The 20,350-nt window shown below is 51.0% G+C and carries 15 protein-coding genes; 8 read left to right on the plus strand and 7 right to left on the minus strand.

Annotated features, from left to right (window positions below):
* The first annotated feature begins 87 nt into the window (after positions 1-87).
* Positions 88-552, plus strand: coding sequence for a tetratricopeptide repeat protein (locus ACKU4E_RS10705; protein ID WP_320171063.1), 465 nt, complete (start codon positions 88-90; stop codon positions 550-552).
* A 424-nt stretch (positions 553-976) separates the two neighbouring features.
* Here ACKU4E_RS10705 and typA read toward each other — a convergent pair whose 3' ends face one another.
* Positions 977-2,824, minus strand: a complete 1,848-nt coding sequence (gene typA / locus ACKU4E_RS10710) for a translational GTPase TypA (protein ID WP_320171064.1) — start codon at positions 2,822-2,824, stop codon at positions 977-979.
* Positions 2,825-3,105: 281 nt separating this feature from the next.
* Here typA and thyX point away from each other — a divergent pair, with 281 nt between their 5' ends.
* The 3 genes from thyX to ACKU4E_RS10725 all read left to right on the plus strand — a co-directional run bounded on the left by thyX (position 3,106) and on the right by ACKU4E_RS10725 (position 7,125).
* Positions 3,106-3,852: an FAD-dependent thymidylate synthase gene (gene thyX, locus ACKU4E_RS10715; protein WP_320171065.1), complete on the plus strand. Its 747-nt coding sequence runs from the start codon at positions 3,106-3,108 to the stop codon at positions 3,850-3,852.
* 975 nt (positions 3,853-4,827) lie between these two features.
* The gene (locus tag ACKU4E_RS10720; RefSeq protein WP_320171066.1) at positions 4,828-6,174 is read left to right on the plus strand and encodes a chromosomal replication initiator protein DnaA; all 1,347 of its coding nucleotides are present in this window, start codon (positions 4,828-4,830) and stop codon (positions 6,172-6,174) included.
* Between the two features lie 255 nt (positions 6,175-6,429).
* Entirely contained in the window at positions 6,430-7,125 is a 696-nt protein-coding gene (locus ACKU4E_RS10725; protein WP_320171067.1) for a DnaA N-terminal domain-containing protein, read from the plus strand.
* A 47-nt stretch (positions 7,126-7,172) separates the two neighbouring features.
* Here ACKU4E_RS10725 and ACKU4E_RS10730 read toward each other — a convergent pair whose 3' ends face one another.
* The gene (locus ACKU4E_RS10730) at positions 7,173-9,143 is read right to left on the minus strand and encodes a PAS domain-containing protein (RefSeq protein WP_320171068.1); all 1,971 of its coding nucleotides are present in this window, start codon (positions 9,141-9,143) and stop codon (positions 7,173-7,175) included.
* 167 nt (positions 9,144-9,310) lie between these two features.
* Here ACKU4E_RS10730 and ACKU4E_RS10735 point away from each other — a divergent pair, with 167 nt between their 5' ends.
* Positions 9,311-10,321 (plus strand): asparaginase, encoded by a 1,011-nt coding sequence (locus ACKU4E_RS10735; protein WP_320171069.1) that lies wholly within the window; start codon positions 9,311-9,313, stop codon positions 10,319-10,321.
* 49 nt (positions 10,322-10,370) lie between these two features.
* Here the strand turns inward: ACKU4E_RS10735 and ACKU4E_RS10740 are convergent, their stop codons facing one another.
* Entirely contained in the window at positions 10,371-11,825 is a 1,455-nt protein-coding gene (locus ACKU4E_RS10740; protein WP_320171070.1) for a PLP-dependent aminotransferase family protein, read from the minus strand.
* Positions 11,826-11,951: 126 nt separating this feature from the next.
* On the opposite strand from ACKU4E_RS10740, the gene ACKU4E_RS10745 reads away from it, so the two are divergent.
* Both ACKU4E_RS10745 and ACKU4E_RS10750 read left to right on the plus strand, forming a co-directional pair.
* The gene (locus ACKU4E_RS10745) at positions 11,952-12,662 is read left to right on the plus strand and encodes an AzlC family ABC transporter permease (RefSeq protein ID WP_320171071.1); all 711 of its coding nucleotides are present in this window, start codon (positions 11,952-11,954) and stop codon (positions 12,660-12,662) included.
* The gene (locus ACKU4E_RS10750) at positions 12,647-12,973 is read left to right on the plus strand and encodes an AzlD domain-containing protein (protein ID WP_320171072.1); all 327 of its coding nucleotides are present in this window, start codon (positions 12,647-12,649) and stop codon (positions 12,971-12,973) included. The genes ACKU4E_RS10745 and ACKU4E_RS10750 overlap by 16 nt, the downstream gene beginning before the upstream one ends.
* 99 nt (positions 12,974-13,072) lie before the next feature.
* Here ACKU4E_RS10750 and ACKU4E_RS10755 read toward each other — a convergent pair whose 3' ends face one another.
* From ACKU4E_RS10755 to ACKU4E_RS10770, 4 genes are all read right to left on the minus strand, one after another.
* Entirely contained in the window at positions 13,073-14,815 is a 1,743-nt protein-coding gene (locus tag ACKU4E_RS10755; protein WP_320171073.1) for a solute carrier family 23 protein, read from the minus strand.
* Between the two features lie 185 nt (positions 14,816-15,000).
* Positions 15,001-15,312 (minus strand): CBU_0592 family membrane protein, encoded by a 312-nt coding sequence (locus tag ACKU4E_RS10760; RefSeq protein WP_320171074.1) that lies wholly within the window; start codon positions 15,310-15,312, stop codon positions 15,001-15,003.
* Positions 15,300-16,862: a hydantoinase B/oxoprolinase family protein gene (locus ACKU4E_RS10765; protein WP_320171075.1), complete on the minus strand. Its 1,563-nt coding sequence runs from the start codon at positions 16,860-16,862 to the stop codon at positions 15,300-15,302. Before ACKU4E_RS10765 ends, ACKU4E_RS10760 begins: the two co-directional genes overlap by 13 nt.
* Before the next feature lie 199 nt (positions 16,863-17,061).
* Positions 17,062-19,047, minus strand: a complete 1,986-nt coding sequence (locus tag ACKU4E_RS10770) for a hydantoinase/oxoprolinase family protein (protein WP_320171076.1) — start codon at positions 19,045-19,047, stop codon at positions 17,062-17,064.
* 325 nt (positions 19,048-19,372) lie between these two features.
* Between ACKU4E_RS10770 and ACKU4E_RS10775 the strand changes: the two genes are divergently transcribed.
* Positions 19,373-20,347 carry a TRAP transporter substrate-binding protein gene (locus ACKU4E_RS10775; protein ID WP_320171077.1) on the plus strand — a complete coding sequence of 325 codons (975 nt, stop codon included), beginning with the start codon at positions 19,373-19,375 and terminating at the stop codon, positions 20,345-20,347.
* Positions 20,348-20,350: the final 3 nt, after the last annotated feature.

Here is a 20,350-nt window from a genome sequence, read left to right on the forward strand (position 1 = left end):
CCAGAAGTCCACAGGTCCGCTCAAAGGACTTGGCGCGCGAAACTTTTACCGTTACCATGCGCCAGTTTTTCAAACCGGAGGGAAATAGTGACCGCCCAGAAAAAACCCCAGAAACTATCACGCAGGGGATTCCTCTTCGGAGGATTCAGAAATCAAAATGATAAGGAACAGGCCAAAAGCGCAGCCAAACCCATTGCGGCCAAAGAAGTCAATCTCGACGTACTGGCACAGGCAAACGTAGCCTACGAGAACGGAAGGTTCGAAGAAGCGGCGGAACAATACCGCGAATTCATCAAGACAGAACCGCAGAATGCCGATGCCCGCAAACGGCTGGGGCATTGCCTGTACAAATGCGGAAAATATGTACAGGCCAAGGTGGAATTCGAAAGGGCCATCCGCATTCTCGGCAAGGATAACTTTTCATATCTCTATCTGGGACTGCTGCTCTGCCGGGCAGGTGCCGGAAAAAAAGCCCTCCGGTATGGAAACTCTACTTCGACCCGAAAAATATTCCCCTGCAAAGGGAAATCAACCTGCAAAGCGCGCTCATAGAGTCCGACCCGGAAATGTCCTATGAAAATGCGGCAGACATGATTGAAAAGGTAATTGAGGAAACATCCGAACTGAAAGTATGATTTAAGGAGGAAGGCATTCCCCCTACCAGCATCACGAATCCTCTTAACTCAGAGCATAAAAAAAGTTGCCATGCAGGTCTTTTCTACCAGCATGGCAACTTTTTTATCTATGTTTTTTTTGCCTTAGCTCCGCAAAACTTGTAATTTAAGTGCCTACTTCTAAAGCAACAGCCTTAAACTATCAGGGATTCCAAAGCTGATTATCCATCTCTGCTCTCCATATCCCTAAGGCTCGAAGCAAAGCTTCTCGCCTAAGGGATAATGGGCCTTTGGCTGCCAGAGGCAAAATCAAATTATCAATAGCGCGAAGCGCATCAAATCAATTCAATAATTCTTGATTACTACTTGCGGCCCTGAGCTTTAAGCTGCTTGCCGCGATCCATATGCCGCTTGGCGGAAGAGAGTTCAGCCTTGCGCAGCCTGATGGACTCGGGGGTTACCTCAATGAGTTCATCATCACGGATAAAGTGCATGGCGCGTTCAAGGGTCATGGGTCTGATGGGGGTGAGGATAACTGCCTCATCCTTTCCGGAAGCGCGCATGTTGGTGAGCTTCTTTTCCTTGGTGGGGTTGATATTGATATCATTATCCCTGTTGTGCTCACCGACGATCATGCCTTCGTAGACAGGGTCTCCGGGCACAACGAAAAGTTCGCCGCGCGGTTCGAGGTTGAAGATGGCGTAGGCCACGGCTTTTCCGGGGCGGTCCGCAACCAGCGATCCGGTGTAGCGGGAGGGAAATTCTCCGCGGAATTCGTCATAACCGGCGAACAGGGAGTTCATGATCCCGGTCCCCTTGGTGTCGGTCAGGAATTCATCGCGATAACCGATCAGAGCGCGGGAAGGAGCGGAAAACTCCATGCGCACACGGCCCTTGCCGTTGTTGACCAGATTGAGCATTTTGGCCTTGCGGGAGGAGAGTTTCTCCGTGACCATGCCGAGGAAAGCCTCTTCGCAGTCGATGAAAACCTGTTCCATGGGCTCAAGTTTGCGTCCGTCTTCGATCTTGAAGATAACTTCAGGTCTTCCCACGGAAAGTTCGAATCCTTCACGGCGCATGGTTTCAATAAGAATGGCCAGCTGAAATTCTCCGCGTCCCTTGACGATGAAGCTGTCTTTTTCATCGCTTTCCTCAACCTTGACAGCAACGTTGAGCAGGGTTTCCTTGTACAGACGTTCGCGAATCTTCGAGGACTGGACCAGCTTGCCTTCAAGACCGGCCATAGGCGAGGTGTTGATGGTGAAACGCATCGAAACAGTGGGCTCGTCAACGGTGATTCTGGGCAGGGCCTTGGGGTCTTCCTTGGTGCAGATGGTATCGCCTATAGTGATATCTTCAATGCCGGAAACAACAACGATATCACCGGGATCTGCAGCAGCGGTCTCACTGAAGCTGAGACCGTCGTAGGTCTGGATCTTGGTCAGACGCAGGGAGACATTCTCGCCTTTTTCGTTGATGCATACCAGCGGTTCGTTCTGCTTGGCGGAACCGTGAATGACCTTGCCGATGGCCAGACGGCCGAGATAATCGGAATAGCCGAGGTCGGACACGAGCATCTGGAAAGGTTCATTCTCACCGTGGACAGGTCCGGGAATCTGCTCAAGGACCATATCCATGAGCGGGTGCAGGTTTTCACCTTTTTCTTCAAGGGTGGCCTGAGCAATACCGTCACGACCGATTGCGTACAGAAGAGGGAATTCCAGCTGTTCCTCGCTGGCATCCAGATCGATAAACAGGTCGTAGACTTCGTCCAGAACTTCGTCCGGGCGGGCGTCACCGCGGTCTATTTTATTGATGACAACGATAATCTTGAGTCCGGCTTCAAGGGCCTTTTTCAGTACGAAACGGGTCTGGGGAAGAGGTCCTTCGGAAGCGTCTACAAGCAGGATGGCACCGTCGGCCATGCTCAGGGACCTTTCAACTTCACCGCCGAAGTCGGCGTGGCCGGGGGTATCGATGATGTTGATTTTTACACCCTTCCATTCAACGGCGCAGTTCTTGGCCGCGATGGTAATTCCTCTTTCGCGTTCAAGATCCATGCTGTCCATCACCCGGTCATCGACTTCCTGTCCTTCACGGAACAGGCCGCTCTGCTTGAACATGCCGTCAACCAGAGTGGTTTTACCATGGTCAACGTGGGCTATGATGGCTATATTTCTTATTTTTTCGTTTGTAATGAGATCGCTCACGGATTCCTCCGGCGCCGGAGATTTGCCAAAAAAAATGCCCTGCATACTAAGTGCAGCAATGAAAAATCGGGGCGGAATCTCTGCGGCTGGTTAAATTATAGATAAGGAGACGTTTGTTAGGGCATATTGCTACGGCTGGCAAGCAAAATTTTGGCCGGGGAGTTACAAACCGGCAAAGATTGCGAACCGGCGCAAACCGGGCCGAGAAAGGCCATGCCCCTGCAAGTTGCTTCCGGAAGAGCTTTGCATTATGAAGTGTCCATAAGTAATGAGGAGCAGATATGCCTGAAAAAAAGATGAGAGTGGAATTGCTGTCCATGACCCCGGAAGCGCTGGGGCTTGTTTATGCAGCGTTCAGACAATGTTACCATGCCGGATTCGTGGCGGACATGTGGCCCCGGCTCCTCAGCGGGGAAATCGCGAAGGAAAAACAGGCCGAGTTCGTATCCAAGGTTCTTGAATCCGGACACGACAGCCCCATAGAACACGTCAGCTTCTCATTTGCCGTCGAGGGCATATCCAGGGCCTGCTCGCACCAGATCGTCCGGCACAGGATCGCTTCGTATTCACAGCAGAGCCAGCGCTATGTAACCGAGAGCGACATGGACTTCATCATCCCTCCGGCCATAGCGAAAATCCCCGAAGCCAGAGAAAGGTTCCTCCGGTTCATGGACGAAGTAGGCAGCGCCTACAGCGATCTGCGGGAAATCCTGGTAGCGGCCGGACGGGAAAGCAAAGCCAATGAGGATGCGCGGTTCGTTCTGCCGCAGGCGGCGGAGACAAAGATCGTCATCACCATGAACTGCCGATCTTTGATGCATTTCTTCAACCTGCGCTGCTGCCGCCGCGCCCAATGGGAAGTACGCGCTCTTGCCGACAGCATGCTTGCAATATGCAAAGAAAAATTTCCCGCAATTTTCCGCCATGCAGGTGCCCGCTGCGAACAACTCGGCTACTGCCCGGAGTCCGAACGCTTTGCCTGCGGCAAATACCCGACCCTGGCTGAACTGACCGGCAAGACCCGGTAATCTGAACAACACCGAAACAAATTAGCTTTTCCCTCTCCGGGCTGATTATGCCCAAAAGCCCGAGCAACCCCATACATTAATTAAATGCCTGTCGCAGACTGCCGACAGGCATTTGTTTTTTCATACTGCCCAAAATCGCCTCTCATTGTCCAGAATCGTGAATTTACCCTTTCAGTCCCTGCTGAGATTAAGATTTCTTTAAAAACGCCCACCCCCAATAGCTATTCCGTCAATAATCACACCATAGCGAGTATGAATTCAAAGTTATGAAAATCTCCATTATTTCGGAATGAGAAAAATATACACATATATTCTACACGTTATGAAAAGTTAGTACTCAGGTGAGAATATACGAAAAACTCTTCAACAAGACAGGAGAGCCCGGCAATCTGCATAAAATGCTGTAGACAACAGATTCGCCAGCAACCCTTGAAACTTAGGGAAATACGGATGTCAAGAAAAAGAAAATACAATAAAATAAGTATATTAAAGAAATGTTCTAAACGTCATTCAGCTGAACCCGCTATTTTGCAGTGATTTGACGACCTCTTTATCTATCCTTTTTATTTATCAACACGTCCACCTGCAAACAGCAACATACTTTTATACTTTTATTTCAAGTTGTTATAGGCAAAAAATTAAATCCACACCAAAATGTTCCAAATAAAAATTACTCACAAACATTATTGTCATAAGGAGAGAAATAGAGATATTTTACGGAATTTAAAATATATACAAAAAACATCTGTGGAAAAAGTTTTCCACAGATGTTTATATATTTTTTTAAGACTGCCGTTAAGCCCGAGATTACGCCTCTCGTACATACGCCACCATCAAAAGCCTAAAAGCAGGCACAACACAAAAATCTTTAAATAACAACGACTTACCCTGTAGAAAAAGAGCACTGTGCCATCTGGTGCGCATGGCTTAATTCCGAGTTGAAGGGTGGGGCTCATTTGGATTAGGTAAGCCAACATGATGAGAGACAGCTGGAATAAAATTTTAAATCTTCTTGAGAAGGGTCTGAACCCCGGCCTCTATAAGGTATGGATAAAACCCCTTAAGGCCGAGATCAGCAGTAACACAATCAAGCTTTACGCGCCCAATGATTTTGTTGCGGCCTGGGTCAGAGACCGACTCACAGACAATATTAAAGAAGCGGGGGAACAGGTCCTTGGAACTGCCCCGAAAATCGAAATAGGCGTTAAAAAAAGCGCAGAAAAACCTGCCGTAAAACTCAAACCCGCCATGCCGCCCGTGCAGACCTCCATAGGCCTGCCTATTAACACTCCTGTTGTAAACACAAGGATTCCGCGCTGGCGTTTTTCCTTTGATGATTTTGTAGTCGGTGAATCCAACCGTCTTGCATGCGCTGCTTCAAGAAGCCTGTGTGACAACACCCTGCCCGGAGACCAGCTTTTCCTCAGCTCCACACCGGGACTGGGAAAAACCCACCTGTTGCATTCAATAGGTAGGAATCTCTGTGCAACGAGCAACAAAAAACATGTTTCAATTGCCTGTCTGACCGCGGAAGAATTCGCCAACAGGCTCGTAATGGCCATCAAATCCGGCGAAGTTTCCAGATTCAAATCCGAATTCAGAGACAACGTGGACTGCCTGCTGCTTGAAGACGTGCACTTCTTTCAGGGAAAGCAGAAAATGCAGGACGAGATTCTTCAAACACTGAAAAGCCTCCAACTGAAAGGCTCTAAAGTTGTCCTTACAAGCTCCTTCCTGCCGCGTGAGCTTGAAAAGATCGACCAGCAGCTTGTATCCAGATTCTGTTCCGGCCTGCTTGCTGTTATTTCCACCCCTGATTTCGAAACAAGAAAAAAAATTGTCGAAAGCAAGGCAGGCAGACTCGGAGCACGAGTTCCTGAATTTATCTCTGAGCTTCTGGCCGACCGCATAACCACCGACGTACGCCAGCTTGAAAGCTGCCTGCAGAATCTGGTGCTGAAAGCAAGACTGCTTAACCGCGATGTATCAAAAGAACTTGCCTGGCAGGTGCTTGAAAACTACGCTATAACCCAGTCGGCTCCTAGCTACGATTCCATTGTAACGCACATCTGTCGCACCTATGAGCTTACTCCCGATCAACTCCGCTCGAAAAGCCGCAAGCGCCAGATAGTTCTGGCCCGCAATACAGCATTCTTCCTGGCGAGAAAACACACGGACCTGTCTCTTAAGGACATCGGTTCCAGGCTAGGCCGCAGGCACTCCACCGTAATCAAGGGCATTACAAATGTGGAACGGGAAATTTCCCTGCAGACTCCGCTCGGCAGGCAGCTGCAGGACACCATCGACCGGCTGACACCCTAAATTCGCAGCAAAAGGGCCTTTACAGCCCTGCAAGTGTTCCGGGACAGCCTGTCTACTGACTTACTGAAGCGTTAAGAACTGCGTGGAGCATAAATTGCTGCACGCAGTTTCTGCAACAGGAATAAAAGCGTCTTGGACTGCACGGAGAAAAGTCTTGCGGGGCATTTGCTCTTTCAGGACTTTGGAGCTATCCATTTCCTCGGCAGGGAATACTCCGGACAATCCAGCAAGGCACTGTCGCTCAGGGGGCAGGAAATGAATTCCAATGTATGGCACTCGATAAAAGAAAAACTGCGTATCAGAATCAACCCGGTCCTGGTCAAGGTCTGGGTCGATCCGCTTTCTGCCAAACTCGAAAACGGAGTAGTGCAGCTGACGGCTCCCAATGAGTTCGTCATGAACTGGGTCCGCGAGCACCTGCTTGACCGCATCCGCGATGCGGCTCAGGAAGTTCTGGATTCCACCGTGGGAGTGACCATCGACATGAAATCGGGCAGTTCTTCCGCTCCACGGGAATTCATTTCCGATGTTCAGGCCTATTATGCGGCAGACGAAATTCTGGCCAGCATAAAGCGCATGACTTCTCTTGCCGAGAAATTATCCGGCAGTCAGCTGAAGAAAAAAGAAAAAGCCATTAATATTGACGGTCCTCTGGAACCGGCTCTTGAACCGCAGAGTTTCGACACTATTCTTGACGCAGTTCTGGAAGCATTTGCGGTTTCCTTCCGGGAACTGATGATGCAGGAAACGCCCCACTCCACTCTGGCCCGCAGGGCTCTTTACTATCTCTGCTTCCGTTACGGCATACCGGCGGAGGAAGTTGCTCTGAACATGGACTGCACGGTTTCCGAAGTCCGCAAAGGAGCAGCCGAATTGGAAAATGAAATTTCACAGGCTATCGATAACGGCGAAGATCTGGACGAACTTCTGCTGCGTATCTTTCAAAAATGATGACAGGCCGAATGGGCCTTTGCTGAAATAACCATCAGACAATTTCCTCAAGGACGATCCTGCATGCTGCAGGAGGCAGCTCCCTTGGGCAGATAGACAGAGATTTTCACTCCTTCTCCCGGTTCTGATTCCACCGATATTTCACCCCCGTGGTTGCGCACGATGATGTATTCCACAATGCTGAGCCCCAAACCGTTTCCCGGATCTGATGAGCGCGTGCTGAAAAAAGGCTCAAACATTCTTTTGCGGGTGGATTCATCCACTCCCGGTCCGTTGTCCTCGACCTGCAGCACGATATGCTGCCGATTCTGAAACAGTCTGATGGTAATTAAGGGATCATCCTGAACTCCGTCATACAGGGACAGGGCCTGAGCGGAATTACGCAGCAGGTTGAACAGGACCTGCTCCATCTCTCCCCTGAAACAGGCTATTTCCGGCAGATCGGATGAAATTTCCTTGACCACCCGTATTTTCCTGAAATCATATTCCGATTCCGCGGTAAAATCAGCGGCGCACATTTCCAGGACTCTGTCCACAATTTCACCCATGTCACAGGGCTCTCTGCTCTCTGATGAACTGCTGAAATCGAGCATATTCAGTATGATTCTGGCTGCTCGCTGGCTGGCGTTTTTTATGGCATCAAGCATGGCGGTAACCTTGCGCTTCTCCAGATACCTGTTCACAAGGTCAAGAGAAACGCCGACCGACCTGGCTGCATCCAGATTAGCGGCAAGCTGAGGGGAAAACCGCCTTTCAATATTCTGTGCAGACTGGCTTATCACTCCAAGCGGATTGTTTATTTCATGCGCCATTCCGGCGGAGAGACTGGCAACGGAAGTCATTTTTTCGGACTGAAGCATCAGTTTCTGCATATTGACCTTGTCCGAGCAGTTCTTCACGGTCCCGAGCATACGGACGGCCTTACCTCCGGCATTCAAAATAAAATCACTCTCAACCTCCACGTAAAGATACGATCCATTCTTCTGCCGGATGCGGTAGACGGAAACAAAATGCTGCCCGTCCACTATTCCTGAATCAATTTCACAGGCCGCCCTGGGCCTGTCTTCAGGATGAATAAGCCTTTCCCACCCGAGAAAATCAACCGAACTGAATTCCGGCTCGGAATAACCGGTAATTTCCGGCACGGCTCCGGACCAGAGAATCTCCCCGGTCCCCAGATCCATATCATACACCATCTGTCCTGTTTTGCCGGCCATGGCCCGCAACCGGTCTTCGCTCTGGTGCAGGGTCTGCTCCATTTCCATCAATGGAGTAACGTCCGTTATGAATCCCTCCAGCACAACGCTTCCATCCGGTCTGTGCACCTCCATGCCCTTTTCCCGGACCCACTTTGCCTCACCGGAAAAGGTGCGAATCTTGTAGACAATCTCATAATGCTTGAATTCCTGCACGGCCTCCTGCACACATTCCCAGACATGCGCCCGATATTCAGGAAAAATAAGATCCGCATACGAAATATCACGATTATTCAGCAAAGCTTCCGGAGTGTACCCGGTCAGGTCCAGACATCCCGGACTGACGAGTTCCATTGTCCAATCCACATCATTTCTGCAGCGGTAGACCATACCGGGCAGGTTACCGAGTAAGGTGGAGACAAAAAGTTCACATCCTTTCGGATCAAAGAAGCTGCACTCGTTATCGATGCGCAACCCGTTTACGCTACCGGCGGGAAAGCCCCGCAAAACAGCAGAACCGTCTTCAAGACGGCTGCCGTGCCAGGTTATTTCCCCGCCCAGCCCGGAACTGTTCGCAAAGAAACCGGAGAAAGAGGATTCGGCCTCCGTCAATCCATCGACAAAGCTTCCGAATCCCTTGATTCCGCCTGTCAGCCCTGAACCGAGGTAATCTCCGGGACAGATGATACCGGACAGAATCCCGGCATTTTCACCGCCCACAAAAACAACCCGCTGCCCGGCATCAAGCGCAACAACAACGCCCGGGCAATGCCGGGATACGGCCTCAACAACCTGAATGATTTCCTGATCAAAAAGAACCACTGCCTGACCCCTCAGCGATATCTGCTAAAAATATACTCAAATCATACCACATCCCATCCATAAATACAGGAAAAAATTCAACAGATGTATGATACAGTATTGTAGTTGCCAATCCGGAGGACCTGCGTTACCAGATTCGCACAGACCAACATATTTCGGAGTCAGAAATGGGCGCAAAAAAAATATCAGGCGAGGTCATGCTCGTATTCACGGGCGGAACCATAGGCATGAGTGAAAGACCGGACGCAGGCGGAGTGGTGCCGGACGACAACTTCACCAAACTGATCCGGGAAGTGACCCCGGACGATCATGACATACAGATCAGACCGATTCTCTGGTCGGATATTCCCAGCCCGCACATGTCGCCCGAAAAAATGCTCCACCTTGCTCAGGATGTTGATGCATTCCTGGCCGAAGAGCAGGTTCTGGGCGCGGTGATCCTGCACGGCACAGACCTCCTGGCCGAGACTGCATACGTTCTGGACATGACAATACGTTCACCCAAGCCGGTGATCATGACCGGAGCCATGCGTTATTTCAATGAGTCCGGCTATGACGGAATCCGCAACCTCATGGACGCGGTCAGGGTCTGCCTGCTCCCCCCGCCTCAAGGCTCGGACGTTATCATCCAAATGGCCGATAAACTTTTCGCGGCCCGCAATGCAATAAAATCCAGTTCCCTCAACGTGGACCCGTTCATCGGGCAGAACACGGGACGCCTCGGATTCATTGCAGGTGAATCGGTAGTACTTACCAGAGCGGAACCGGGCCGCCGCCCGCGCCTGCCGTTCAACGTGACAAAGACTGCTGAAAACGTGCACATGGTCGGCTGCCATCCCGGAATGGACTCCACAATTCTGGAAAAACTCCTCGAATGCGGAGCAAAAGGCATTGTCCTTGAAGGTTTCGGTGCCGGAAACACCCCTCCCGGACTGGTTGCCGGTGTGGAAAAATGCCTTGCCGCCGGAATTCCCGTTGTGCTCTGCACTCGCTGTGTGGAAGGCGGAGTCTGGCCCATCTACGCCTATCCCGGCGGAGCGGCAAACCTAAAGCAGAAAGGGGTTATCATAGCCGGAGCACTCTCGGCCATCAAAGCCACCCTGCTCCTGCAACTGCTCATCGGCAGCGGATGCACCGACACTGAGATACGTAAAATATTCCATGAAGAGAGCGTCTGATCAGCAGCAGTCGACTGCCGCGCTCCCCATTCGGCACAGGATGGGTAAATTAAGAATGCGTTGCAGAACCGCCCTGCAAGGCAGCCAGTTCCCCCAGACGGCGCAGGCCGGAGCGCAACTCGTCCGTCATTGGCGAACCGCTTGAAAGACGGATGTAGTTGGAAAAGAGGTCCTGCGAGGAAAAAACGACTCCGGGAACTATACCGATGCCTTCCTCTCTGGCTCTGAAAAACAAATCCACACCGTCCACTTTTTCCGGGAGCTCCACCCAGAGAACAGAGCCTCCGGTGGGGTTGGTCACTCTGGTTCCTTCCGGAAAGGAAAGACCGATTTCAGTTCTCATATCGGCCATCTGCTCCTTCATGGCCGTGCGCAGCTTCTTGAGGTGGCGGTCATAAAGGGTTTCCCGCAGGTAGCGGGCAATGGCCATCTGCGTGGGGGCCACACAGGAAACATTCGTTGTGGCCTTTATCTCCAGAGCCTTATCCAGATAACGTCCCGGAGCAAGCCAGCCGATGCGGTATCCCGGTGCTATTGTCTTGGAAAAGGACGAGCAGAGCAGAACCCCGCCGTCCCGATCAAATGATTTGAGGGTGCGCGGCCTTGTGTCCCCGAAATAAATCTCCCCGTAAACATCGTCCTCCACCAGCGGTATTTTCCGGGCAGCAAGTATCTCGACAATTTCCTTCTTGCGGGCATCCGAGGTCAGACTTCCGTCAGGATTGTTGAAGTTCGGGGAAAAAATACAGGCCCTGATGTCGAATGTGCGGGTTATCTCATCTACGCGATCCGGGTTGATGCCCCTTTCGGGACAGGAAGGTATCTCTATGGCCCGGAGCCCAAGATTTTCCACCAGTTGCAGAAAACAATAGTAGGATGGAGACTGAATGAGGACCAGATCACCCGGCCGGGTCAGCGTGCGCAGAGAAATGTAAAGAGCCTCCATGGCTCCGGTGGTTATGAGCAGTTTGTCCGCAGTAAGATTAGAACCGCAGTCCACGGACCTGAAAGCTATCTGGCGGCGCAGATCCAGATTACCCGGAATCATCTCGTATCCCGCGGTTTCGTACGGGTTTTCCCGGATAACACTGTTCATGATCTTGGCCAGTTGCCGGGCGGGCAGCAGTTCCTTGCTCGGACAGACCACTCCGAGGGGCAGCAGGTCCTTGTTGCCGACTGTTTCCAGCGCAGTCTGGATAAGTTTGTTCTTTGTAACGGTGCGGGGTTCTATGTGGCGCGGTATATTGATTTCCGGCGTGGGGATGGGTCTGAATTCGCTGCGGACATAGTACCCGGACCTTGGACGCGACTCTATCAGCCCGCGTTTTTCCAATTCTTCGTAAGCGTGATTGACCGTGGAAATGGACAGTTGCAGGGATCGGCTCATCTGGCGCAGTGAGGGCAGCCGATCACCGGGGACGAGATCGCCGGCCTCGATATGCCTTGATATTTCCTGCTCCACCTTCTTGTAACGGTACTGATTGGGCAGACTGTCGTAGTTCATTGTGCTCATCCTGGAACTGTTATGATTTATTTTTTGACAAACTGTATCTGTACTGATGACAGATTTTATGTAATCACGCAATAACCAACAACGCTCCATTGAATTTTACACTTACCGGAGGTAACAGTGGAATCCGCAATGAATTCCCGCGAAATCAAACGCAACACAATGCTGATGTCGGCATTCAGGCAGGCCCTGCCCATCGTGCTCGGCTATCTGCCGGTCGGCTTCGCATACGGAGTCCTGGCCCGCAAATCCGGGATATCCATAGATAACACGGTGCTGATGTCCATAATCGTCTTTGCAGGATCGGCACAGTTCATTGCCGTGGGACTCATCGCCTCGGGGGCGTCCGCCCTGTCCGTCATCATTACGACTTTCATCGTCAACCTGCGGCATCTGCTCATGTCCGCGGCCCTTTCACCGTATCTGAAAAAATGGTCCAAGCTGCAGCTTGCCGCGTTCACCTTTCAACTGACCGATGAAAGCTTCGCCGTGCACTCCACCAGATTTGCCAGAGGGGATACGGACAAAGGCGAAACCTACCTCATCAACTGCATTGCGCAGCTTGCATGGGTAGGCGGGACAGTGCTCGGAATTTTCTCCAGCACGCTCATAACGGATGTCAGACCCATGGGGCTGGATTACGCCCTTCCGGCCATGTTCATCGCCCTGCTCATCTTTCAGATAAAGGACAGGAGCCATGTGGTTGTGGGGCTTGTAACCGGACTTCTTTCCACCGCCCTGGCACTGGGCGGGGCCGGACAATGGAATGTAATCATCGCCACCCTTATCGGCGCAAGCCTTGGAGCAGCAGTAAAATGGACCAGAAATTAATACTTCTCACCCTGATAGGCATGATGGCGGTAACCTACATCCCGCGCATGCTCCCGGCCATGGCCCTGAGTTCCCGCAACCTGCCGCCCTTGGCGGTCAAGTGGCTGAGCTACGTGCCGACCGCAGTGCTCTCCGCCCTGCTGGCACCCTCCCTGCTGGCGCCGAAAGGGACAATCAACCTCGGTTTTGACAATCTCTACTTCTGGGTGGCCCTGCCGACCTTCACCGTTGCCATGGTGACCAGAAACTTTTTCGGCACAGTAGCCGTTGGCATGGGGCTTGTGGCTGCCGCAAGGTATTTTATGTTTTGATAGATCAACGGGCTTCGCAACCTGAACTCAAGTTTTAATTTTTTAAAGGTTTAGTTTTTTTTTGATTTGATACGGTTTATGAAGCCCTTTTTGGGAGAATCAATTCAGCGGCAGGCTGAAGCAAAGATAAGTGTACTTTCCCATGTTCTGGTGAGTGATTTTTTTTATGATTTTACTAAGGAGCATAAGCCCCAGATTCTGCAGTTCCTCTTCCTTCATTTCGCAAGCATTCATATTGGCATTACAATTATGGTCAAGATCGGTATCCAAGCGAGAACCAAAAGAAATTTCCACCTGTATCTGCTTATTCTGCCTGTACATTTTAAATCGAATAAGTCCTTTGATATTTTCACGCTCGAATTCCCCAAGGGCATGAACAAAAATCTCTTCGCAAGCAAGTTCCAGATAATTGGAATTCCGGAGACTCATGCCGGCACCTGATGTAAAAGTTGACACTTTATCACGAATCTTGACCAACTGATCCGGTGACGGCTCCAAAAAGAAAATCAAAAAATGTTTAATGCTCAATCTGGTCAGAATTGTCAGCAGTACGGCGACAAGACCTCCCACTGCAAAACCGTTTGTGCTGATCGGGCGTATAAATTCCGGAAATGCTTCGGGATAAAACATATCGTTTTCAGCAATCAGGCCGAAGCATAGAGACAGGCCGGCAATTACGCCGTTTTTATGGTCAAGTTCAGCTGCAATCATGCGCACCCCGGTGGAAAAAAGATGGGCGACAAGGACAACCCCCACCGCACCCATTACTTCACCGGGGATGGCATCAAGTAGATATGCTGTTTTGGGTGAACAAATTAAAACTATTAAAATCAAAGCCGAAAGCACAGCGACTCGTCTGCTCGCAATTCCGGTCATTTCCATCAGCGGGATATTGGGAGAATGCGAAGAAGGCGGCATGCCCCCGAAAAACGAAGTTAAAATCATGCTTATGCTGTTTGAATACAATCCACCCTGAATGGCATTGAAATCTGTCCTTTTCTGTCCGGGATGCATTACCTTCTGCAGCGCCATGGCATCGCCCACATATTTTATGCTTGTAACCTGTACAGATATGATGAAGGTAAAATACGTAGCCCAATGGCCCGGATTTGAAATATCAAAAGAGAATTCCGGCCATTTCATAGGGGGCAACCCGAGCCATGCGGCTGTTCCAACCTGAGAAAAATCAATGTCGCCAATTAAAATTTCCGCTAAAATTCCAGCGCTAAGCCCCAGGAAAAGACTCCATGGCCTCAGTCTGTCCCTGCCTAACCACTCCACGAGAATCATTACTGAAATTGTTATCATGCCGACCAGTATATTAAGGAGGCCGGACTGACCATCCGGCGGCCCCTGCCCGACCCATGTTATCAGAGAGTCCTTCAATAGGCCGACCATAGCCAGCATAATGATTACCCCACCCACTGTCGGTGTAAGTATCTGGCGCAGAAATCGTATGCCGTAACTGAATATGATCTGAAATGGTGACGCTAAAAGAGCAAGCGAGCAAAAAAAGGGAAAACCACCAAGCGAGATAGCCGCATGAGCGCAGGACATAAAAGCGCCGGATGTTCCCATAAACATGGGCATGCCCAAACCGAGCCCGGCTGCTCTGTAAGGCTGTATCAAAGTGGCTAAACCTGCCCCCACGGTAGTCATAAAAATCAGGTGATGCGTTTCAGGAGGAGGAAGGTTATAAATTTCGGCAAGCATGGCGGGGGTTATGGCTATGCCGATAAAAAGAATTATCACATGCTGCAGGCTCAGGACAGCCGTAATTAAATGGTAGTAAAAACCATTGGGCTGATTTGTCTGATTATTCAATCCGGCAGTGTTCTGCATAATTCTGATTAAAATCCGTTTGCATCAATGTTAGCGATGAATTTAAAACAGTTCTAACCACTCCCTCAAAACAGACCGATCCCAAGGAAAAGTCATACGAAAAATAAAATACCCCTGATACAGATGAGCCTACCGCACCGGAAAACAACTATCCGCCATACTCCACTCTATTTTATCTCCGAAACTCACAGCACAGCCTTGCCGATAGCCAGCAGTGCGATAACAGCCCAGACAACATTGAGGACAGCAGGCTGATAGGCCTTCTTTTTAAACGAAATCAGGATAATTCCGAGTGCCCCGGATAGATTCAAAGCCTGATAGGGCAGCCCGTTGGAATCCAGCAGACCGAGGCTGAGCAGAAGATACGCAAGCACTATGGCCCCCGTTCCATACCAGCCGACAGCTTCAAGCATAAATGAGCATCCGGCCTCTTCCGATGATCCTGATCGGTCAGAACTCTGCGGTGTCGTTTCCATATTTACCTCTACTTGCCCCACCCTCCGCCTCCGGGAGTTTCCATACGGACGATATCGCCTTTCTTTAGCGGAGAATGGAATTTACCGGGCTTTTCGATTTCCTTCCCGTCACGGACGAGCAGGTTCCTGCCGGGTGTTCCGGGCCCGCCGCCCTGCAATCCGTAAGGAGCGTTCACGCGCCTTTCGGATAATACGGTTATTTCGCAGTCAGAAAGCAGTTCTATCTCGCGGACAAGGCCGTCCCCTCCGGGCATCCGCCCCGTTCCGCCGGTATTCTTGCGAATGCAGTAGGTCCGCACCCGGAACGGATAGCTGTATTCCAGCGCTTCTACCGGGGTGTTCAGGGTGTTGGTCATGTGCGAATGCGTGGCATGCTCACCGCGACAGTTCGGGGATGCCCCCATGCCTCCGGCCAGGGTTTCATAATAGGCGAAAGGCTTGCCGGTACGCTCGTCCATGCCGCCGATAGTCATATTGTTCATGGTTCCCTGGCTGGCTGCGGGAATCTTTTGGGGAACGGCCTCGGCCAATGCCCCGAGAACCACATCCACAATGCGCTGGGATGTTTCCACGTTGCCCCCGGCGACCGCTGCCGGAAAATTAGCGTCCAGAATGGAGCCCTTGCGGGTCAGGACTTCAATGGGCCTTAGGATACCGGCGTTGGTAGGCACATCGCCTTCTATGAGCGAACGGAAAACGTAAAGCACGGCCGAAAGAGTTATGGACCGCACCGCGTTGACGCTGCCGGAAACCTGATTACCGGACTCGGTGAAATCAAGCCTTGCGCTGTCCCCTTTCACTTCCATGACCACCGAGATGGGAACATTTTCGCAGTCCACACCGTCGCCGTCCATGTAATCGGTAAAACTGTAGGTGCCGTCAGGGATGGACTCGATGGTTTTGCGGGTGATGGCCTCGGCGTAATCGTTCAGGCCGGCGGCATAGAAATCAACTGTTTCAAGGCCGTATTTGTCGATCAGTTCCTTGAGCCTGCGCACCCCGGTAATGTTGGCCATGATCTGGGCGGAAAAATCGCCCTCGCGCTCCACCGGGGTTCGAACATTGTTGAGGATAAGGTCCATCACACCTTTGACGATCTCACCGCCTGCAACGATTTTTACTGGCGGGATGATGATTCCTTCCTGATAAAGGGAGGTGGAAAGCGGCATGGAACCGGAAGCCATCCCGCCCACGTCGGAGTGGTGCGCCCGGTTTGCCACATAAAAGGCCGGTTTATCTGAATCGGTACAGAAGACCGGCGCCACAAGGGTTATGTCCGGCAGGTGAGTGCCACCCTTGAAAGGATCGTTCAGCATGATCATATCCCCTTCCGAGAAATCGCCCTTTTCAATGGCGCTCTTCACGGAAAGGGGCATGGACCCCAGATGCACTGGGATGTGCGCGGCCTGCGCGACCATGTCCCCGTTTCCATCAAAAACAGCACAGGACAGATCGCGCCGCTCCTTGATGTTGGGGGAAAATGCGGTACGGGTCAGAGTAACGCCCATTTCCTCGGAAATGGCCGCGAATCTGTTTTTGAATACTTCAAGAAGGATTGGATTTACTTTCATTTGCGTACCCTTATACTCAGATCAGCACGAAAAAGATCTAACAAGCTGAATTTGATGCGCTTCGCGCCTTTAACAATTTGATTTCGCCTCTGGCAGCCAAAGGGGATAATCCCCTTTGGAATCCCTAATCGTATAACAGATTAATTACTCGGCATGCTGTTCATGATTTCTGCGGAGGTGATGCCGTTACAATTCCCATTTATACAGTCCTGTCCTGTTCAATGTCGAAAATCAGGTTGCCGTAAGAATCCACTTCGCCTTTTGCAAAGGGCGGGATAACCAGAGTGGAGCTGTATTCGATGATGATGGCCGGACCTTCCACCCTGTTGCCGGGCTTGAGTTTGTCACGGTCCAGAATACGGGTTTTAAGCCGTCTGGAATCAAAAACAGTCTCGGTGGTTCCGAGCACTGCTTCCGGGGACATTTCCGCAACAGATTCTTTTGCTTCCGGCACTTCCGGTTTGACCGGCATTCCCTTTGTCCGCAGCCTGATGTTTACAATTTCAACAGTCTTGTTGTCGTTGCGGTATCCGTAATTCTGCTGATGGAGTTTCGAAAATTCCTCGATCCAGTCTCCGCAGAAGGGAACAATTATCTCGAATGACTGCCCCTGATAACGCATATCCAGAAAACGTTCGACCACAATGTCTTCTGGTGCAAAGCCCTCTCCGGCAAGGTCGGCGCGGCCCTGTTCCTCAAGCGGCGCGAACAGTTCTTCGAGATCCTGACCGGTGGTGTTGTGCTGATTGCGCATTACAGTCAGTGAATAATCCTTGATGACATCGGCCATGACCATGCCCACGGCGGAAAGAATTCCCGGATTGACCGGAATAAAAAGCTTCGGGATGGACAGAAGCCGGGCCAGAAACGCACAGTGCATGCCGCCTGCTCCGCCGAAGGAAAACATGGTGAACTCGCGGGGATCAAAACCGCGTTCAACAGAGATTACCCGGATGGCACGTTCCATGTTGGTATTGGCGATGTCGAGAATTCCTTCGGCCAGTTCCACGGGAGTAAGCCCGGCTTTTTCGGCCATTTCTTCCATGGCCTGATTCAGTTTGCCGGTTTCAAGCGCCATTTCACCGCCGAGAAAATGCTCAGGAATGAGTCGGCCCAGATAGAGGTTGGCGTCCGTCACCGTGATTTCATTTCCCTTGCCGTAGCAGATGGGACCGGGGTCCGCCCCGGCACTTTCCGGGCCGACGGTAAGGGAACCACCTACATCAAGACGGGCAATGGAACCGCCACCCGCGCCGACGGTATGGATATCAATCATGGGAACCTTGACCGGATAATCTTCAATGGAGGATTCCAGTGTCAGAGGCAGTTCGCCGTTTATGAGGGCCACATCGGATGAAGTTCCGCCCATATCGAATGTTATCAGCCGGTCATATCCGGCATTTTTTCCTATGGCATGCGCACCGACAGCTCCCCCGGCAGGACCGGAAAGAATGGTCCGCACGGATTCGCTCATGGCAGTTTCCGCGGAAATGGACCCGCCGTTGCTCTGCATGATCCGCAACGGATCATCGCCGAGAGTCTGCTGCAGCTTGGTGAGATACCTGGACATCTTGGGAGAAACATATGCGTTGATAACCGTGGTTGATGTGCGCTCAAACTCGCGGAACTCGGCCAGAATTTCGTGCGAAACAGAAACCGGAACGTTTATTTCGTCCAGTAGGGCGCGCATTCTGTTCTCGTGTTCGGGGTTCAGGTAGGAAAAAAGGAGGCATAGTGCGACCGATTCGACGCCTGATTCTTTAATTTTATTTAAAATAATCTGCGCTTTTTCGTCAGAAAACGGCTCAATTTCATTCCCTTCGTGGTCGATTCTTCCGCTGATTCCGAACCGCAATTCGGGTGGAACTATGTGCGGTTTTTTACAGAATGAGAGATTGTAAAGCTCGGAACGGTTCTGTCGTCCTATCTGAATTATATCTTCAAATCCTTCATTTGAAATAAGGGCGGTGCGGACACCTTTTCGTTCGAGTATGGCATTGGTGGCAACGGTTGATCCGTGAACAACCTGAACCCTGCGGTCTCCGGCGATATGCTTTATCCCGTTGATTACGGCCTCGGAAGGGTCATGCGGTGTGGACAGTCTTTTGTGTACCCCCCATCTATCGCCGTCCTTGTATATGAAATCCGTGAAAGTTCCGCCGGTATCCACTCCTATGATCAGCACAATATATCCTCCGATTCAGCACACCAACACACTGGTATACTTAAAATAATATTCGTAAAAAGAAGCTCATAACTCTCAATTCATGCAGACAATAACCAAATACGTCTACATTTTAAAGATTTTATTTTTGTAAATTTACGTGTAAAAGATCAGTTGATTCGGCCTGAACTATTACTGATTAGAAGAATATTCTCATTGACAACAGGCGCAACTGCAAGCGGTTATGTTGGTTTTACAAAATCGTTTTAACTACCGGAACAACCCGCAAAACAGTATGGAAAATCCATAGTAATACAGACAACAACAAACCAACGGAGGCTATTCCATGTTCAAAAAAATCATCACTGCCATGCTGCTGGTTCTGAGCTTTGCTCTTTCCGCACAGGCCGCCGATCTTACAATGGACTGCAACGCCATTTACGGCGCGACCAACTTTCACTCTCAGGGCGCCCAGCTTTTTGCCGACAAGGTGGCCGAATACACCTCCGGTTCGGTAAAGATAACTGTTCATCCCGGCGGAAGCCTCGGATTCAAAGGCCCTGAACTGCTCAAGGCGGTCAAGGACGGAACCCTCCCCATGTCCGATATTCTGATGGGCGTTGTCGCCGGTTCCGATGAGGTATTCGGTTTGAGTTCCATGCCCCTGCTGGCCAAGGACTACGCCGAAGCCAAAAAACTCTACGAAGCTGCAAAACCGTACTACGAAAAAGCCTGCCGCAAATGGAACCAGGTTCTTCTCTACGCCGCTCCCTGGCCTCCGAGCGGACTTTTTACCCAGAAACCGCTCAAGACTGCTGCTGATTTCAAGGGCCTCAAAACAAGAACCTACGATAAAAACGGAGCTGAACTGCTTAAATCAGTCGGCGCCAGCCCCATGTCTCTGCCCTGGGGAGAACTTTACTCCGCCCTGCAGACCGGTCTTGCAGACTCCGTGCTGACCTCTGCCGTTTCCGGCAAGGATGGAAAATTCTGGGAAACGCTCAAGTATTTCACAAAAATAAACTACGCCTTCCCCCTCAACATGATGGTTATCAACAAGGATTACTGGGACGCCATGACTCCTCCCCAGAAAAAAGCCATGCTCAAGGCTGCTGCTGAAGTTGAGGTTCACCAGTGGGAACAGTCCAACAAGAGTAACGAGGAATCTCTCAAAGCCCTCGGCGACAACGGCATAATCATTTCCGCACCCACCAAGGAAGTAAGCGATCTTCTCGCAGGAAAAGCCAAGACAATGCTTGATGAAACACTCAAGGGAGCCAAGAAAGGTTTCAAAGCTGCCATCAAGGCCTACGAAAAATAGACT

The organism is Maridesulfovibrio sp. (assembly GCF_963677005.1).
Classification (GTDB): domain Bacteria; phylum Desulfobacterota; class Desulfovibrionia; order Desulfovibrionales; family Desulfovibrionaceae; genus Maridesulfovibrio.

What these genes read in the sequence shown, in the direction of transcription:
- ACKU4E_RS10720 (WP_320171066.1), top strand. Translation starts at nt 4,828, where the DNA reads ATGATGAGAGACAGCTGGAATAAAATTTTAAATCTTCTTGAGAAGGGT.
- ACKU4E_RS10750 (WP_320171072.1), top strand. Translation starts at nt 12,647, where the DNA reads ATGGACCAGAAATTAATACTTCTCACCCTGATAGGCATGATGGCGGTA.
- ACKU4E_RS10735 (WP_320171069.1), top strand. Translation starts at nt 9,311, where the DNA reads ATGGGCGCAAAAAAAATATCAGGCGAGGTCATGCTCGTATTCACGGGC.
- ACKU4E_RS10775 (WP_320171077.1), top strand. Translation starts at nt 19,373, where the DNA reads ATGTTCAAAAAAATCATCACTGCCATGCTGCTGGTTCTGAGCTTTGCT.
- ACKU4E_RS10725 (WP_320171067.1), top strand. Translation starts at nt 6,430, where the DNA reads ATGAATTCCAATGTATGGCACTCGATAAAAGAAAAACTGCGTATCAGA.
- ACKU4E_RS10765 (WP_320171075.1), bottom strand. Translation starts at nt 16,862, where the DNA reads ATGAAAGTAAATCCAATCCTTCTTGAAGTATTCAAAAACAGATTCGCG.
- thyX (WP_320171065.1), top strand. Translation starts at nt 3,106, where the DNA reads ATGCCTGAAAAAAAGATGAGAGTGGAATTGCTGTCCATGACCCCGGAA.
- ACKU4E_RS10755 (WP_320171073.1), bottom strand. Translation starts at nt 14,815, where the DNA reads ATGCAGAACACTGCCGGATTGAATAATCAGACAAATCAGCCCAATGGT.
- ACKU4E_RS10740 (WP_320171070.1), bottom strand. Translation starts at nt 11,825, where the DNA reads ATGAACTACGACAGTCTGCCCAATCAGTACCGTTACAAGAAGGTGGAG.